This is a genomic window from Ruegeria sp. HKCCD9138 (assembly GCF_057220975.1).
The window spans coordinates 57,438-74,273 of record NZ_JBWVAZ010000002.1 but is presented as its reverse complement, the minus strand read 5'-3'; the positions used below and the strand labels follow the sequence as shown (position 1 = coordinate 74,273).

Genomic DNA, 16,836 nt, shown 5'->3' with positions numbered 1-16,836 from the left:
TGGCACTTCGGACCAATCCAAATGGGAAACAATTCACAAAGTTCGGTGCGATTGATTTTTTGACGATTCACAGCGATTTTTCCGGTTCTTCCTTCGGCGGGCGGACAAAAGACAACAGCAGATCCAGCCTGTCGCGAAGACAGAGAAAGGCAAAACCTGAAAACAGTATCAGGCCAACCAAGGTACCTGAAGCGAGTATGACGATCCCCGACGTGCCAACCATTTGGCGGCTCAGATAGTGCACGCCGATCGCCATAAGAGCCGCCAGAATCAAAGGGGCCATATGAAGACTCACCAGTGTGCCGGCACTGAGGCCAGAGATAGCGGCGAGATTGAGAAAACGCATTGGCCACAAAACCAGAAACGCCGCAACAAATGCGGTGGCTGCCGCCGGAAGACCGAAGGGAATAGCAAAATAGATCAGCACAACGCCGAGCCCAACTTCGCACCAGGCCAGCAACGCCAGAATACCGACACGTCCGGCAGCGAGGCAATAAGTCTGCTGCACCTTTTCAATACAGAGATACATCCCAAAGACGGACATGATGCTCAGAACAGGTGCTGCCGGGGCCCATTTCTGACCGAAAAGGACCGTAAGTACTGGTTCTGCAAGGACAGCCAGACCCGCAAACGCCGGAAAAACCACCAGCCCGGTCATGCGCATGATGTCCCGCAGCAATTGTGATGCTTGCGCCCCCTCGCGCATGACGGCGCCGATGGCGGGGAGTGTTACCATGCGCAATGGTGTGGTGACCAGAAAAGATGCAATTTCAATGACCCGCCAGGCGATCGAGAATAACCCTGCCTGGGTTGGGCCAAGTGCGGCTCCGATAATGACGGAAGGCATCTGAACTGCGACCAGCTCTGCGGCGCGCAAGCCGACCATCCGGTGACCGAAATGCAGAACTTCGCGGATATGCGCGGAGGATATGTGCAGTCCCGGCCTCCAGGAAACGGCGGCCCATGCCATGATCACGTTCACCCCTACCTGAGTGACGCGCTGGCCTGCGAGGCTCCAGACGCCATACCCCGAAAGTGCCATGCCAATCCCGACCAAGCCGCCTGCGATGACACCGCACACAGCCCGCAAGGCCAGCGTGCGAAACTGCATGTCGCGCCGCAACAACGCCACCGGAACCGCTGTCAATGCAATCAGGGGCACAGTTGGCGACAATGCGGCAATCAGTGGAGCAACTTGTGCCTCCTTGTAGAACGCCGCGATTGGACCTGACGCAACAAGAAGCAACCCAGCCAGACCGAGGCCGAATGCAGCCAACAGCCAAAACACCGAGTTGAGACGTTGCGGAGACAAGCCTTCGTTTGTCAATAAAATCTCTGAGACGGACTCACGAACCAGAAACTCCGGCAGCAACACGAACGCCGCTGCCATTGCCAGAATGCCAAATGCTTCGACGCCAAGAAGGCGCGCAAGCAAGGCGAAAACCACGAAATTGATTGCCTGTTCTACCCAGCCGCCCGCCGACATCCAGGCGACACCCTTGGCAAATTTCCGTTCAAGTGACATCGCAACCTTGTCGTTTGGCAAAAAATGATACCGGACCTGAGGTGAGTTAGGAAGGGTGGATCACAACTAAGCAGGCAAATCCGGGCTGTTCACAGCGCGTAGTGATAAATCGTGGCGGCAATCATCCCCAAGACCATTAGTCCATAAGCCCAGCGGAACACTCCAAGCGCCATCCAAACCTTCCGAATTGCGCTCATGCTTTCGTGCTCGGGTCCAGCCTGGCGCGCGGCGAATGTCAGCATTCCGCTGACTGCCACGCCAAAACCCGCCAAACCCAGACCGAACCAGAGCAGTTTGGAAAACAGGCCGCCCCAGATTCCATAGTGGAGTTGGATAAAAAGTTCGCCCATGCGCGCGATGCCCGTGTTGTTGGCGGGTGTCAGTGTTCCGATAACGTCCATGGTCACGGGGTCGACGAATACTCTGGCCGGACCGATCAGTCTGGAGCCTCCGGCCCAATGTCCGAAGAAAGTGATGCCAGCGCTTGTATTGCGGGGGGGAACCATGACCTTCGGGTCAAAATCGGGCAAAGCAGTTCGGGCAACGGACTCGGCCTGATCAATGATCGCGGCGCCAAAATCTTCCGGCAGCACCGTGGTTCGTTCCTGTCCAGGCGGAGGGGAAGGTGTATGCCCGTTGATACCCAGCCCTCCGAGAAAGAAGAAGACGGTTGTAACGGCAATCAACAGCATCAGAACCGCAGACCAAACAGCCAGTAGCCGATGCAGCCCTCCAAACCATCCGCGCCGACCCGAGCGGTCGGAAGGGGGGCGAAAGAAGCCTTTCCAGAACCGTCGGTAGCTTACCAAACCCGAAACGACCAGACCCAGCAACAGGAACGAACTGGCGGAAACAAGCAAGTAGCCCAATCGGTGGTCGGTCATCAGGGTTTCGTGCAGCGGGTCGAGAATCCCTGTTAGACTCAAACCTCGTTCGACAAACAGTACGGCGCCGCTTGTTGGGTCCGTCCATAAGGCTTCTGCACCGCTGGAAGAATGAACATAAACCTTGTCCAGCTGCCAGGCGCTGGCGTGCCTTTCGATGACGTTCACTGCACGAACATCTTCGTCGGACATGGCGGACTCGTAGATTGTTCCAAAGCTGGCCGTTCCGTCGTTGCTTTCGAATGCGGTCCAGACATTTGGACGGAATGCCAGCTCAAGATCGCCCGCAATTGCAAGAACCGACCCCGTCAAAAACATGAACGCCATGAACAGGGATAAATGCAGCCCCAGCCATGTGTGAATTTTGAACGTCAAATTGCGGAAGCGACGACCCATGCGTGCAAAATACCTTTGTCACCCGAAGTCAAGATTCAGCGCGAAATACCGCCTGTCAAGCAGACAAAGTGATCAGCTCTGGTGTTGTCGTTGGACTATTCGGCGGCGTGGCTCTGACTGGTGATATCGAGCTTGCGGCGGAAGTCATTCGCAAACATCGTCCGCGTAAATCGCCCCAGCCCCGAGGCGTGCTCGCCGAAGGTTTCTATCCTGGACAGCAACGTCGACTTGACGCGGGTATCGACCTGAGTCTGAAACTCCCGAGGGGCGTCGAACCTGTAGTCGCTCAGCGAACCCGAGTAGTCATCAGCACGCCACGCTTCGACGTCGAATTGCGAAACCCAAACCGGCTCGCGCTCCAGATTGTCGGCGAAGGGCACATGCAACATGACCGCATCATAATAACCGATGATCGAATCCAGCATGGCCTGAGCGTTTTGATTCTCTGCGCCCAGAAGGTCAGAAATGGCGCGTTTCAGGAAATCGAGGGCTTCGCTCAGGACGATGAAACGACCGATCATCGAATACTTGCTGAGCAGATTGCCACCCAGCTCGCCGCTGATCAGATCGTCATAATTTACCTTGGCCCATTCCACACAATCGGCGCGGGTTTCAAACAGTTCGGCCTGGTTCTCATCAAGGTATCCGGCGACCGCATCGCGCAGTTCCTGTGGAGCTTCATCCAGGATGTCCTGCATGTACTTGACGACCTGGAACGGTCGAATCCCATGCGCCCTGGCCAACTGGAACGCTTCGTCGAAATTGTCCTCGTAGTAGAAAATTGTCAGCAGCAAATGGAAAACCCGCGTATCCAGATAGTCCTGGAACGAGAATTGTTCTGATTCCACAACCATCTCTTCGGTCTCAACCACGGTGTCACCGGTATATTTGCCCAGGCAACGCGCAACGACGCGGTGGCGGGTTTTGAAACCGAATTTCTCGCGGCTGTCCGGATTGGCCAGCGGTGCGCCGTGCAGCAGCATCAACTGGTGCGCCGCGACACGACTGACGCCTGTCTCAATCAGCTTGTCGACTGCGTCCATAAACGATTCCTTGGTCTCGCCCGGCATACACAGAATAAGTTCGCCGTAAGACTGCATGCCTTTGGAGTGCAGTTCCTGCTGCACCTCGGCATAAGTATCCAGGCTGATATTGTCGCGCTTGATGTTTTTCAGAACAACCGGGTTGAGCGATTGTACCGATGAGGTCATCGGCAGTCGGCCCTTGGCCTTGCGCATCACCTTGATGATCCGGTCGCCGCGGTTCTTGCCGGTCGTGGTGCGGATATACTTCGGCCAGTCGTATTCTTCCATCAGATGGCCCAGATAATCGGCCACTTCTTCGTCCTGTACATACATGCCGAAATTGTCGTCGGCAAAACACAATGGGCTGGCATGGTTGATACGCGCCACGATGTAATCGAGATCTGCCTTGGTGCGCTCGAAGGAATGGCGGAACACCTTGGAGTTCGACTTGACCGCCGAGTTGCAGAACGCGCAGGTAAACGGGCAGCCGCGGGCCAGTTGCATCAGTGCGAATAGGCCGGTGTCAAAGAACTTGTCCATATGCCCGGCCAGATACGGCGATGGGATTTCATCCAGATCCCGTATCCGGGGTACCTCGCCGCCGCGCAGGATTTCACCCGTTTTGGGATGCACGAAAAGCGCACCATCGATGGCCTCGTCCCACATGCCCTCGCGTGCCGAGCCCACATCGATGAAGCGTTGCAATGTGTTCAGAAAGGCTCGTTCCCCTTCATATGTCGGACCCCGGACATGCATGTCGATCTGCGGCATTGTGCGGATCCAGCTATCCTGTTCGTCCTCGGTCAGCGGAAAGTTTGGGCCACCCATCAGCGTCAGCGCATTCGGGTTGGCCGACTTTGCGTAGTCGGCAAAGGACAAAGCCAGGTGATGGTTCCAGGAATAGCTGGAAAACCCGATTACGTCAGGCGAGGCGGCGTCGATTGCGGCCTTCAACTCCTGCGGGTCGCGGAAGATTTCGACATGTACAGGTGACTTGGATTTGGCATAGGCCTTGGCATATGTAGCCAGATTGCCAACGCCCAGCGGATAGGTGTCCGATGTGGCTGTCACAAGGTTATGGCCCAAATCGGCTAGGTAAATACGCATCAAAAAACCCTTATGTCGCAAAACTATTTACCGGATACGGTCTGACTTAGGTAGACGGCAGAGAGGCTATTGCACGAACCCGTACCCTGTCCAGTTTATCAAACCACATCTTATTTGCCTGCACAAAATTAAGAGCTTTCCGATTTCGTTGGCGCGTACTGCGGTGCTGTCACGTTAACAATTGTACCGAAACAGCAACACTGTTCGAATACAGTAGCCATCCGGAATGCGTGTTTTTGACCGAATACTACGCAAATGCAGCACCTGGCCGCCAAAGCGGCGACCGGGATCATGCTAGTGCTTCCGCGAATGCGGCGTTTCCGCTACATTGCTTTCGACTGCCAGAGTTTTCTTTGCGAGTACCCAACGTTTCCCTTCCAGATTGTGCCATGAAAAAAATTTCCGTCGTATCGCCATGCTACAATGAAGAAGACAATGTCGCCGTCTGCTACGAGACGGTGAAGGCTCTCTTCGAAAAAGAACTGCCCAATTACAGTTACGAACACATCTTCATCGACAACGCGTCCAGCGATGACACGGTCGGTGTTTTGCGCGGAATGGCGGAAAACGACCCGAGCGTGAAAGTCGTCGTCAATGCGCGCAATTTCGGCGTGTTCCGCTCGACCTTTAACGGGCTTCGCTATGCCGAAGGTGACGCGATCGTTGTTCTGTTACCCGTGGATCTTCAGGATCCGCCCGAAATGATCCCCGAATTCGTTAAGCTTTGGGAAAACGGATATGATGTGGTCGCAGGCGCGCGCAATACGCGTGAAGAAGGGTTTTTCTTCCGTACCGCACGGAAGCTATTCTATCGCACCATTAATCGGCTGTCTGATGTCGAAATGGAGCCGAACGTAGGAGAGTTTCAGCTGGTCGACCGGCGGGTACTGGATGCTGTGCTCGCCCACAATGACCACTATCCGTATATTCGTGGGATTATCGCGTCCTGCGGGTTTCGTCGGGTCATCGTCCCCTACACATGGCGTGCTCGCAAGCGTGGGCTGTCAAAACACAATATGGGGGCACTCGCGGATCAGGCCCTGAACGCCATCTTTGCCTTCACTCGGGCCCCAATGCGCTTTTGCACCATCAGCGGTTTGGTGATTGCGATTGCTTGCATCCTGTTCTCGATCTTTTCGGTGATCGCCTATTTCATAGCCCCCGATCAGGCGCCACGCGGAACCATGACGATTATCGTTTCGTTGTTTTTCCTGTCGGGTGTGCAGCTTTTGTTCATAGGTATGCTCGGAGAGTACATTACCTCGATTCACAATCAGGTGCGCGGTGGCCCTATCGTGATCGAGCAGGAAAAAATCAACATCGAGTCTCCTACCGCCGCCGAGGCCAAAACCACAGCATGAGCGGTACGTTTTTCTTCCGCCTCGTTGCCCTTACCCTCGTGTTCGCAGTGTTTTCCGGAACTGCTGCGGATGCGGCAAGCACAATGCAAACCAACGCGACACAAGGCGAGATGCTTGTCTGGATGGGGATCGTAACCGGCGTTGGCGTGTTGCTTCTCATTGCATTCGCCCTGCGCGGCTACGGGCTTTTCGCGGGGCTTGCCGCGATGTTTCTGCTCGGAAGCGCCGCACGGTTATGGATGACTCAGCCGCTTTGGTTTCCCAAGCTGGATCTTGCTACCGACATCGGAACATTGGCGATGCTGGGAATTCTGGCTGCGCAGACAATGCTGACCGGATACGTGCTGGTAACCCGATGGCCTGCTCAGGCGATGAATGGCTTCCGCGAGTTTGGGTATGGCCGTGTGTTGATCCTGCTTGTCCTGGTCGCAGTGCTTTCCGTCTCACCAACCCCGTATATCGCCTATGGGCAATACATTCCTCATGCCCTGCAGATCATTGCCGGTGGAATGATATCCACCGTGCAGCTTGCTACGTTGCTTGCGATGTTCTTTGTCGCGGGGCCATTGCAATGCCCGCGTCTGTCACCCGCTGGGCTTGCGGTCTTCGCCTTTGTTGCAAGCGCCCTTCTGGCCTGGTTTGCCTTTGACCGGATGCCGCATATCCAGGACGAAGTTGCGTATCTGTTTCAGGCCAAAACACTCGCAGGCGGAGCGCTGAGCGTACCGGCCCCTCCGCCCGAGGCACAGGCCGCACTGGAATACTACCTGCTTGATATACGCGGCGACCGCTGGCTATCCGTTACCGCTCCGGGTTGGCCGGTGATTTTGAGCCTTGGGATCTTGGCCGGACTGCCTTGGTTGGTAAACCCCGCCTTGACCGGGGCGTCGGTCTGGCTGGCGCATCGGATCGTCCGCCAGACAGTTGGAACGGAACGCGCTGACCTGGTCGCGCTTTTGATGGCAACCTCGCCCTGGGTTCTGGCCATCGGCGCTTCGATGATGACACACGCAGCGGCGCTGTTTCTGGCGTTGTTGGGGTGGTGGATTCTGTTGCAGCCAGTTGCTCCAAAATCCGCGCGAGGAATTCTTCTGGCGCTATCCGCCGGGCTTGCAATGGGATGGTTGTTCACTACACGTCCATTGGAAGGGATCATGATCGGCGGCCTCACCGGGCTTTGGCTGCTGTTTGATTTCCGGCACAACTTTTTTCGCATCGCTGCTTACGGATTAGGTTGTTTTCTGACCGGGTCCGCCTTTTTCCTGTTCAACTACGCAACCACGGGTGATCTGTTGTTGACGCCCCAGGCTGACTACATCAACCGGCTCTGGCCGGGAGCGGGGAATACATTCGGGTTCGGGCCAGATATCGGCCCACCCGCCGGACATTGGCTGGCGCTGGACATCTGGGCCGGGCACAGCCCGGCCGAAGGGTTGCTGAACACACTCAATGGGCTTGCGTCAATGAATTTCGAGCTTCTGGGCTGGACCTTTGGCTCCTTAACCGCCCTATGGGCGGCTTTGCTTTGGTTCCGGCGATTGACCGGATTCGACAAAGCCATGCTTGCCCTGATGCTTGCTGTCGTGGGGGTCATGTTCTTTTACTGGTTTACGGGCACGTTCTTTGTCGGGCCGCGATACTGGTATGTTGCGCTTCTGCCCTTCCTCACACTGTCGGCGGCCGGCATTCTGGAGGTCCGCGGTCGGCTGTCCGAAACCGGGCAAAAGCGGCTTTCAGTCGTGGTTCTGCTGTTATGCGGAGTGGCTTTGGCTGCATTTACGTCTTGGCGCGGGGTCGCCAAATACCACGACTACCTTGCCTACACATCCGAAATCCGAGACCTGGAACGTCGCGAGAATCTGACGAATGCATTGGTTATCATATCCACATCGGAAGATATTGGTCTGGCATTCTATCGGCTTGATCCGTTCCTGTCCCCGGATCGTCCGATCTATGTCCACGATTTGGGGCCAGATGCCAACAAAGCGACAATCGCGGCTTTTCCCGGGCGTGATGTGGTTTACGTCACCCTCGACAAGTAAGGCTCAACCCGTGCCCGCTGACCAGGGAAAGCGGCCCGTCAGCACTCGCCCGATCACGACAAAGGCCAGCACGGCGACGGGCAGTACCAACAATCCCTGTGCCACCATCGCAGGTAACCCGGTGAGCAGCAGCGCCTGAAGACCCAGAGCGTTTATGGCGTACAAGCCAAGATAGGCGAGCACATAGACCGGCAACCGCGACAGGCCGCTGGTGCCAAAAACGAGGCGCGCGTGGGTGATGTAATTCCAAAGGACGCCCCCCGAGAATGCCCATGCCAACGCAGGTTGAGGCGAAAGACCCACCACAAGAAAAATGGCGAATAACAGATAACCGATGCCGGTGTTCAAAACCCCAACGGCGACAAAGCGAAGGAACGCCCATTTCGGATCCGAGGATTTCGCGTTCATCCTTTTCCCTCCGCCGCGAGGACGGCAGCTATTCCTGAACTGACATCGTGCTGCGGCCGGAACCCGATATGCCTTTGTAACTTCTTGATGTTTGCCACCAGACGATCTGGGTCGGTTTCGGCCCGGGGTATCGCGCCCAGACGCACCAGTTCGGGGCGCTTCAATTGGCTTGCAACTTCATTGATCAACATGCGCACTGCAATGGCGTTACCGCTGGCGACGTTAACCGGACCGGTCAGATCGGACGTCACCAGCAATGTCAGTGCTTGGGCCACGTCATCCACGTGCAGAAAGTCGCGCTCTTGCTTGCCGTCCGTACAATCCACGGTTTTGCCCAGGCTCAAATTGCGGATCAGATCACCCAGCAGCCGTCCGGTAGGTTCATTGGGTCCATACAAGAAGAAAATCCGCGCCCAGGCGATTGACAGGCCAAGGCTGGATGCTGAAGCGCAAAGCGCCAACCCGGTGCCGGCCTTGGCCGCACCATAGAGCGTGCGCGGACGCAAGGCCGTGGTTTCGGCCAGTTCGGGGATCGACCAGTCGTATTCAGCACAACTTCCCGCGCAAACCGCACGTTGCCCGCCATTCCGGGCAAACTCCCGTACCAGATGAATTGTGGCTGCCATCCAGTCGAGATTTGCCGGCGACACCCATCGCTTCTTTGGATCATCAAGCCAGGCAAGATGGACGAGGTGCGTCGCACCGGCGTCTTTAATTGTGGCTGATACGTCCGCCGGGTTAAGCAGATCACAGAATACAACGCGATGGGCATCATCCACTTTGCCTTCGCGCGTGAGGGCGATCACCTCATGCCCGGCCTCACCCAGGGTTTCTAACATGGCGCGCCCAATTAAACCGGTTGCACCAGTCAGAAGAACGCGCGCCATCAATCCACCCTGACTTCTGGAACCACGGTCACAAAACTTGTGCCGTAGGCTTGAAGGTCAGACAGTTGGCCAACCACCTCATCCCGAATGTTCCAGGGAAGGATCAGCACGTAATCCGGCGGCTCCAGTTTCAGAGATTCCACGGGATGAACGGGAATGCGACTGCCCGGTAACAGGGTGTTTTGTTTGGCCGGGTTGCGATCGACGCAATAGGAAATCAAATCCGGGCCGACTGAGGCATAGTTCAGCAGTGTGTTTCCCTTGGCTGCGGCACCGTAGGCGGCAACAGTCTTCCCGTCGGTTTTCGCGGTTTTAAGGAAGTTGAGAAGACCGTCGCGCACCTGTTCAACGCGGGCCGTGAAGTTCAAATACCCATCCGGCCGGTCAAGCTGTGCGGCAGCCTCGTCGGCACGAACCTTGGCCAAACCTGACCCTTCCACGTGACCGGCCCCTTCCAGGCAGGCAAACACCCGAAGCGAACCGCCATGCGTTGGCAGCTCTTCCACGTCAAAGACCCGCAGACCGGCTTTGGCAAAGATTTTTTCCACTGCCAAAAGGGAAAGGTATGAGTAATGCTCATGATAGATCGTGTCGAACTGGACCTGTTTGATAAGGTTCAGAAGATGCGGAAACTCGACCGTGTAAACCGCGTCTCCTTGAAGCAGCGTCGCGACACCATCAACGAAATCGTTGATGTCCGGCACGTGTGCCAGAACATTGGCCGAGGCGATCAGGTCGGGCTGCTTTTCTTCCTGAACAAGCTGTTCCGCCAGAGAATTGCCAAAAAACTCCACCAGGGTTGGTACTTTCTTTTCCTCGGCGACCTTTGCCACATTTGCGGAAGGCTCGATCCCAAGAACGGGAACGCCCTGTTGCACAAAATACTGCAGCAGATAACCGTCGTTCGAGGCAATTTCGACCACCAGGCTATCCGACCCAAGATCAAAACGGCGCATCATGTCCTGCGTATAGGCTTTGCAGTGGGTCAGCCAGCTGTCCGAAAAAGACGAGAAATATGCGTAGTCCTGCGAGAAAATGTCTTCCGGGGGAACGGCATCGTCGACCTGTGCCAGCCAACAATTCGTGCAAACTCTGGTGTGCAGGGGATAGGCCGGATCGGGAGTGCTGGCATTTTCAGGCGCAACATACGAATTGGCCAAAGGAGACAGCCCCAAATCCACAAGTGTCAGTTCCAGCGCGGCATCGCAATGACGGCAGCGTGGTTGTGGCGTTTCGATCATCATCGTTCCTGACTCAGTGTTTCATACGCAGCAATCTGCGCGCGACACAGCTCGGCAACGGACCGGCCCTGTGCCCAATCCGCATACCAGTTTGCGGTCATTGTCACGGTTTCCTCGAAGCTCATGACCGGACGCCAGCCCAGTTCAGCGCGCGCCTGGGATACATCCAGCCTCAGCATGCTGGCTTCGTGCAAGGTCGCCGACTTTGGATCAATCTCAATGCGGCCCTGTCCAAGTGCGTGCACCAAAGCGTTGGCCACGTCCAAAACAGGGCGTTCGTCGTCACGGTGCGGCCCGAAGTTCCAGCCACGAGCGAAATTACCGCTGTTGTGATCCAGGGCCTGTGCCAACATCAGGTAACCCCGAAGGGGTTCCAGAACGTGCTGCCAGGGGCGAATGGCGTGGGGATTGCGCAACCGGACGCAGCCGGTTTCACCCAGGCATCCGCGCACGATATCCGGAACCAGCCTGTCCTCGGCCCAATCCCCGCCTCCGATCACATTACCCGCACGAGCCGTCGCAATCCGGGCCGGGTGCGCGTCAGTGGCATGTTCAGAATAATAGCTGCGACGCATCGCGGCGGCCGCAATCTCGGTCGCTCCTTTTGAGGCGGAATAGGGATCATGCCCGCCCATCGGATCGGTTTCCCGATAGCCCCAGATCTGTTCTACGTTCTCGTATGCCTTGTCGGAAGTGGCTACGACAACCGCCTTCAAGTTCCTGGCCGTGCGGAGTGCATCCAGCAGCTGGACCGTGCCCAGCACATTGCTGGCGAACGTTTCAACCGGTTGCCTGTATGATCGCCGCACCAGCGATTGTGCCGCTAAATGGAACACAAACTCCGGATCGGTCTCGGCAATTGCCTTATCCAGCTTGTCGCGATCATTGAGGTCACCCGTAACCGACGATACATCTTTCAGTTCCAGCATGGACCACAGGTTTGGTTCGCCTTCAGGCGACAAGGCATATCCGGTTACCTTCGCGCCAGCCGCCGATAACCACGTCGACAGCCACGCGCCCTTAAAGCCGGTATGTCCGGTGACAAGTACCCGACGTCCAGAGAAATAGGCCGCAGTCATTCCCAGATCTTCCACGGAGCCTCTCCGCTGGACCAGTATTGCTCAAGCTCATGGCGCTCGCGGATCGTGTCCATGGGTTGCCAGAAGCCTTTATGTTCGTAAGCCATCAGCTCGCCGTCACGGGCAAGGCCCGTTAGGGGTTCCTTTTCCCAGGCCATTGTGTCGCTTCCCAAGTACTTTTTCACTTGCGGTGAAAGCACAAAGAAACCCCCATTAATCAAACCGCCGTCGCCCATGGGCTTCTCGGCAAAACTACTGACCTGATTGCCGGATGTTTCCAGCTGCCCAAAGCGCCGTGCCGGTGGAACGGCCGTTACTGTCGCAAGCTTTCCATGGCTTTTGTGAAAGGCGATGCATGCACCGATATCAACATCACCGACGCCGTCACCATATGTCAGGCAGAACGCTTCTTCATCCTGCAACATCGGCAAAACGCGACCAAGCCTCCCGCCGGTTTGGCTGTGTTCACCCGTGTCGACCAATGTCACGCGCCAAGGTTCGGATTTGCTGTTGGCAATTTCCAGACTGCCATTCGCCAAATCGACCGTCACGTCTGAGCTGTGAAGAAAGAAATTGGCGAAGTACTCCTTGATCACATAGCCTTTGTATCCAAGGCAAACGATGAAATCGGTGACACCATGGGCAGCATAAATCTTCATGATGTGCCAAATGATCGGCTTTCCGCCGATCTCTACCATGGGCTTGGGTATCCTGACGGTTTCCTCGCTCAGCCGGGTTCCTAAGCCACCGGCCAGAATAACGCATTTCATCAAATTGCTCCCTCGCTAACAACGAGACTAATCACAAACACAGCGGCCCTTCAAACAGGCCGATACGACCACGTCCATTCAAATCGCAGGGATCAGTAGGATGGCAGCGTGTAATCCATGTCAAGATTCACAACACGTGGCTTGGCTTCGCATGCCATCCCGGTTTCGGGCTATTCAGGATACAGACATAATAGCCCAAAAAGAGTTCAATTGTTTCACCATATTGAGAGCTGTCACCAAAGCGTCATTGTCGACTTTTTACCAATCCTGCGAAGGCGCTGATTGTGATTGGGAAATGCGCACCCCGACAGCTGGCTCGGGTTGTTCTTGCAATGGCAGACTATTTGAAATGGCTAAATCGAAGTTTTCTTGCTTGGTTTACTATACCTATTAAATCAATCGCTTATATCCCCTTGAGTTCATGATCAACGAGCCCTCGTTGCTTTTGAGTTCGAATAGGATTCACAGGTCAACTTGCCGTTCAAGGCGCGCCAGACCCCGATCAAGGGTCGCCGAAAACAGCTGCTTCATAGGATGTGCCAACAGGTCGTCGGGATCATTTGAAGGAATACCAGCCTCGACGCTGCCGCAGTTTTGTCGGTACGGTAGTTTTGGTTGAGAATCTATAGCGACCTCTTGTAGCCTGAGAGCAGCGTATTGGTATGGGTGTTAGTGATTTGAAAAAAGATTTTGTTCCAGTCGTCGTCATCGGAGGCGGCCCAGCTGGCCTGACTGCCGCTTATGAACTTCAGAAGCTGAGCGACACGCATATTCCGAAGGTCTATGAGGCCTCGGACATGGTTGGCGGGATTTCGCGAACCGAAACCCACAATGGATACCGTTTCGATATTGGCGGGCATCGGTTCTTCACCAAGGTGCGCGAAGTCGAAGACATGTGGCATGAAGTGATGGGTGACGATTTCATCACCGTGCAGCGCCTCAGCCGTATTTTCTATCGCGGGAAGTATTACGATTACCCGCTGCGGATCTTCAACGCGCTTGGGAATATTGGCCCATACGAAACCTACAAAATCGTGGGCAGTTTCATCAAATGGAAGCTCCGGCCCAAGCCGCAGGAAGACACGTTTGAAGAGTGGGTGATCAACCGCTTTGGCGGGCGTCTATATATGCATTTCTTCCGCAGCTACACCCAAAAGGTCTGGGGTATTCCGCCATCAGAAATTCGGGCCGACTGGGCTGCGCAGCGGATCAAGAACCTGTCGCTGCCAAAGGCGGTCTGGAACGCAATCTCGGGCGCCAACGACACGGCCAGCCTGATTGAGGAGTTCCAGTATCCCCGTTTGGGTCCCGGTATGATGTGGGAAAAGACTCGCGACCTGATCCAGGAAAAAGGCGGGACCGTTGAAACCCATTCAGAAGTCGTGAAGGTCAACCGCGACGGAAACCGCGTGACGTCGATTGATGTTCGCCACTGGGATGAAAACGGAGAAAGGACCACCGAACGGGTCGAAGGTGAAGAGTTTATCAACTCGATGGCCGTGCGCGACCTGATTCACGCGTTTGATCCGCCGCCGCCGCCCGAGGTTATCGAGGCTGCGGACCGGCTGAGGTACCGTGATTTTCTGATCGTGACGCTGGTGCTCGACCATCCAGACCCGTTCCCGGACAACTGGATTTATATTCACAGTCCGAAAGTGAAAGTTGGCCGTATTCAGAATTTCCGGGCCTGGTCCAAAGAGATGTTGCCGGATCAGGAGACTGCATCGATCGGGATGGAGTATTTCTGTCAAAAAGGTGATGGGCTTTGGTCGTCCTCGGATGAAGAACTCAGGCAGCTTGCCAGTGAGGAACTGGAGAAACTGAACCTGGCCAAATCGACGGATGTCGTCGACTTTGCCGTGATCCGTCAGCCGAAAGCCTATCCGGTTTATGACAGCGAATACAAAGACGCGCTGGATACCGTCAGCGACTGGCTGAAGACGCTCGAAAACTTCCAGACCGTGGGACGCAACGGCCTGCATCGGTACAACAACCAGGACCACTCGATGTTGTCGGCGATGTACGCGGCGCGCAATATCATGGGCGAAGAAAACGATGTGTGGGATGTGAACGTCGAACGGTCGTATCACGAAGAGTTCGAGGTCAAACCGGAAAAGAAAAGGATCCTTGGCCGCAGGACAAACAGAATAGCGCAGTGATGCCGCAAGTGCAGGTCTGAGTGTCAGGTTTTCCAGGCGCTCAGATCTTGATCCAACAAGCGTTCAAGATCCTCGATTTCTGGCATCAGCCGTTCTTGCAGTATGTCTCGGGCACGCGCAGGCATTTGTACGCCACGTTTGAGATTGAATTCTGACAGACGGTCCCGAATTCTCCGCCGGGTCTCCAGCGGCATGACGCGGGCAATCAACTCGGTTACGGGATTTGGTTTCATAAGAAAATCCTGAAATACACGGCTACGCGGAACGCCGCCCGCATTCGCACGTGTCGACATATCCGGAACAAAGCTGGCATCTGCCCCGATGAAGCGGGTAATGTCTTCGATGATTTTCTGCGGATCGGCCTGAAACTCGTCATAAGTGCGGATCAGAAACTGATCGCGATCAAACTGGCGGAAATAACGGGACAACTGCTGCGCATATAATGGGTATTTCGAATAACCGAACAGGGGTTGCCAGCCGGCTGCAAGCCTTTCGTCCTCTGCCATTAGTGCTGTGGTAAAATCCTCCAACGGCTCGATCCGCTGCTTTACTGCGTAAAGATAGTGCGACAGGGCTTGGTCAATCGGATTGCGAAGGATGGCCACCATGCGCACATTTGGCACATGGGCGTGAATTCTTTCCGGCGCATCGGGAGAATAAAGATAAAGTGGCGACGCCTCTCCACGTATTTGTCCCGCGGGAACATCGGCAAACAACGCGCGATATTCATCGATGTTCGTGATCGAGTTGTTGACGTAATCTGCACCGGGTCCGGAATACGTCATCGCCTCGCCTTCGAACGCAAAGAAGTTCGGCTCTTTTGCCGTTGGCATGAATATGGACGGGTTCTGGCGCAAGTAATTGTAAAGCGCAGTCGTTCCGGCGCGCGCTGCCCCTAGAATCAAGAAATCCGGCAGCCCTCCGGCAGCCGTCACCCTGGGTTCGGAGTCAACTGCGTGTGACATGGAGTTTCTGCTTTTGCCCCAGGACGTGATACTCGAACAGGCACCACACATATATTGCGGCTGAGTAAACGTAGTAGACCTGATGGTAGAGCAGGCACTTGAACGCAAACCACGGCCCGCCATGCCCGGACATTGTTCGCGCCAAATCCAAATTGGCAACAAAGGCCGCCATTAGCAGAATTAGTGGCAGGGGCCATGATCCCGGCCAGAATGGCAGTGCAAGAATGGACAGCAGTAGCAACCCGGCAATTCCGGCCCTGACACGTTCGGCCATCGAAGTGTTCAGATCATCCGTCAATCCCTCACGCGAAATCATCAGACGTGCCCAGGGCAGTGCGCGGCAATGGATGTCCGTGGTCAGGCTGTTGCGGATTGTCCAGACTTTCAGATGTTTTCCCTGCAACTGAGGCTCGACCAGGATCCGACGGCCGGTTTCGGCAATACGGTATCCCAGCTCGATATCCTCGATCGAGGGGACCTCATACGTTTTGACATCGAACCCGCCGACCTCGTTGAACACATCCCGCCGGATCGCACCACAACCAGCCCAGAAGGTGCGCGCTTCACGCCGGGCCCGCTGATGATGGTAGCGATGAAGCAGGTTCTTGTATCGCGAAAACCAGGCCTGCCCGTCCGGGGCATCGTCGTAGGAGCCAAAAACGGCCCCGACATTGTCCTCGGACATGGCCCGGCGAATATGTTCCGGCCCATCAGGCCACGCGATGACATCTGAATCGACGAACCATAAGACGTCGCCCTTGGCTTGCTTGGCTGCAAGATTTCGCGCGGCCCCCGGCCCTCCATTCACCGGAGTGGTCAGGACCGTTGCGCCCATTTCCCGCGCAAGGGCGGCGGTATCATCCGGAGATTGATCGTCGACAACCAGGACTTCCTGCACCTGATCTGTGTTCAGCATGTCAATCAGGGGCGGCAAAACCCGAGGCAACAAATGTTCAGCCTTGTATGCAGGCATGACCACACTGATGG

At 55.8% G+C, this 16,836-nt stretch carries 13 protein-coding genes; 3 read left to right on the top strand and 10 right to left on the bottom strand.

Features of this window, described 5'->3' with window-relative positions; genetic code table 11:
- Positions 1-67 precede the first annotated feature (67 nt).
- The 3 genes from AC2TEL_RS03635 to AC2TEL_RS03625 all read right to left on the bottom strand — a co-directional run bounded on the left by AC2TEL_RS03635 (position 68) and on the right by AC2TEL_RS03625 (position 4,937).
- Complete coding sequence (locus AC2TEL_RS03635) at positions 68-1,525, bottom strand: lipopolysaccharide biosynthesis protein (protein WP_480901955.1); 1,458 nt, start codon at positions 1,523-1,525, stop codon at positions 68-70.
- Between the two features lie 89 nt (positions 1,526-1,614).
- The gene (locus tag AC2TEL_RS03630) at positions 1,615-2,784 is read right to left on the bottom strand and encodes a PepSY-associated TM helix domain-containing protein (protein WP_480901953.1); all 1,170 of its coding nucleotides are present in this window, start codon (positions 2,782-2,784) and stop codon (positions 1,615-1,617) included.
- Positions 2,785-2,900: 116 nt separating this feature from the next.
- Positions 2,901-4,937: a B12-binding domain-containing radical SAM protein gene (locus AC2TEL_RS03625; protein WP_480838088.1), complete on the bottom strand. Its 2,037-nt coding sequence runs from the start codon at positions 4,935-4,937 to the stop codon at positions 2,901-2,903.
- A 389-nt stretch (positions 4,938-5,326) separates the two neighbouring features.
- Between AC2TEL_RS03625 and AC2TEL_RS03620 the strand changes: the two genes are divergently transcribed.
- Together AC2TEL_RS03620 and AC2TEL_RS03615 are read left to right on the top strand one after the other, a co-directional pair.
- Positions 5,327-6,298, top strand: coding sequence for a glycosyltransferase (locus tag AC2TEL_RS03620; RefSeq protein WP_480901950.1), 972 nt, complete (start codon positions 5,327-5,329; stop codon positions 6,296-6,298).
- Entirely contained in the window at positions 6,295-8,340 is a 2,046-nt protein-coding gene (locus AC2TEL_RS03615) for a hypothetical protein (protein ID WP_480901948.1), read from the top strand. Before AC2TEL_RS03620 ends, AC2TEL_RS03615 begins: the two co-directional genes overlap by 4 nt.
- Positions 8,341-8,343: 3 nt before the next feature.
- Here the strand turns inward: AC2TEL_RS03615 and AC2TEL_RS03610 are convergent, their stop codons facing one another.
- The 5 genes from AC2TEL_RS03610 to rfbF are packed head-to-tail and all read right to left on the bottom strand — an operon-like array spanning position 8,344 to position 12,725.
- Complete coding sequence (locus AC2TEL_RS03610) at positions 8,344-8,748, bottom strand: GtrA family protein (RefSeq protein WP_480901946.1); 405 nt, start codon at positions 8,746-8,748, stop codon at positions 8,344-8,346.
- A complete protein-coding gene (locus AC2TEL_RS03605) occupies positions 8,745-9,635 on the bottom strand; it encodes an NAD-dependent epimerase/dehydratase family protein (RefSeq protein WP_480901943.1) in 891 nt (296 codons plus the stop codon). Before AC2TEL_RS03605 ends, AC2TEL_RS03610 begins: the two co-directional genes overlap by 4 nt.
- Entirely contained in the window at positions 9,635-10,876 is a 1,242-nt protein-coding gene (locus AC2TEL_RS03600) for a methyltransferase domain-containing protein (protein WP_480901941.1), read from the bottom strand. The genes AC2TEL_RS03605 and AC2TEL_RS03600 overlap by 1 nt, the downstream gene beginning before the upstream one ends.
- The gene (rfbG, locus tag AC2TEL_RS03595) at positions 10,876-11,970 is read right to left on the bottom strand and encodes a CDP-glucose 4,6-dehydratase (RefSeq protein ID WP_480901939.1); all 1,095 of its coding nucleotides are present in this window, start codon (positions 11,968-11,970) and stop codon (positions 10,876-10,878) included. The genes AC2TEL_RS03600 and rfbG overlap by 1 nt, the downstream gene beginning before the upstream one ends.
- Positions 11,952-12,725, bottom strand: coding sequence for a glucose-1-phosphate cytidylyltransferase (gene rfbF / locus AC2TEL_RS03590; protein ID WP_480838074.1), 774 nt, complete (start codon positions 12,723-12,725; stop codon positions 11,952-11,954). Before rfbF ends, rfbG begins: the two co-directional genes overlap by 19 nt.
- 677 nt (positions 12,726-13,402) lie before the next feature.
- Between rfbF and AC2TEL_RS03585 the strand changes: the two genes are divergently transcribed.
- On the top strand, positions 13,403-14,884 hold the full coding sequence (locus AC2TEL_RS03585) for an NAD(P)/FAD-dependent oxidoreductase (RefSeq protein WP_480901937.1): 1,482 nt from the start codon (positions 13,403-13,405) through the stop codon (positions 14,882-14,884).
- A 23-nt stretch (positions 14,885-14,907) separates the two neighbouring features.
- Here AC2TEL_RS03585 and AC2TEL_RS03580 read toward each other — a convergent pair whose 3' ends face one another.
- Both AC2TEL_RS03580 and AC2TEL_RS03575 read right to left on the bottom strand, forming a co-directional pair.
- A complete protein-coding gene (locus tag AC2TEL_RS03580) occupies positions 14,908-15,849 on the bottom strand; it encodes a sulfotransferase family protein (RefSeq protein WP_480901935.1) in 942 nt (313 codons plus the stop codon).
- Entirely contained in the window at positions 15,833-16,822 is a 990-nt protein-coding gene (locus tag AC2TEL_RS03575) for a glycosyltransferase family 2 protein (protein ID WP_480861936.1), read from the bottom strand. The genes AC2TEL_RS03580 and AC2TEL_RS03575 overlap by 17 nt, the downstream gene beginning before the upstream one ends.
- Positions 16,823-16,836: the final 14 nt, after the last annotated feature.

Excerpts from the sequence above, each read along its gene's own strand:
- AC2TEL_RS03635 (WP_480901955.1), bottom strand. The coding sequence starts at position 1,525 with ATGTCACTTGAACGGAAATTTGCCAAGGGTGTCGCCTGGATGTCGGCG.
- AC2TEL_RS03625 (WP_480838088.1), bottom strand. The coding sequence starts at position 4,937 with ATGCGTATTTACCTAGCCGATTTGGGCCATAACCTTGTGACAGCCACA.
- AC2TEL_RS03620 (WP_480901950.1), top strand. The coding sequence starts at position 5,327 with ATGAAAAAAATTTCCGTCGTATCGCCATGCTACAATGAAGAAGACAAT.
- AC2TEL_RS03615 (WP_480901948.1), top strand. The coding sequence starts at position 6,295 with ATGAGCGGTACGTTTTTCTTCCGCCTCGTTGCCCTTACCCTCGTGTTC.
- AC2TEL_RS03610 (WP_480901946.1), bottom strand. The coding sequence starts at position 8,748 with ATGAACGCGAAATCCTCGGATCCGAAATGGGCGTTCCTTCGCTTTGTC.
- AC2TEL_RS03605 (WP_480901943.1), bottom strand. The coding sequence starts at position 9,635 with ATGGCGCGCGTTCTTCTGACTGGTGCAACCGGTTTAATTGGGCGCGCC.
- AC2TEL_RS03600 (WP_480901941.1), bottom strand. The coding sequence starts at position 10,876 with ATGATCGAAACGCCACAACCACGCTGCCGTCATTGCGATGCCGCGCTG.
- rfbF (WP_480838074.1), bottom strand. The coding sequence starts at position 12,725 with ATGAAATGCGTTATTCTGGCCGGTGGCTTAGGAACCCGGCTGAGCGAG.
- AC2TEL_RS03580 (WP_480901935.1), bottom strand. The coding sequence starts at position 15,849 with ATGTCACACGCAGTTGACTCCGAACCCAGGGTGACGGCTGCCGGAGGG.
- AC2TEL_RS03575 (WP_480861936.1), bottom strand. The coding sequence starts at position 16,822 with ATGCCTGCATACAAGGCTGAACATTTGTTGCCTCGGGTTTTGCCGCCC.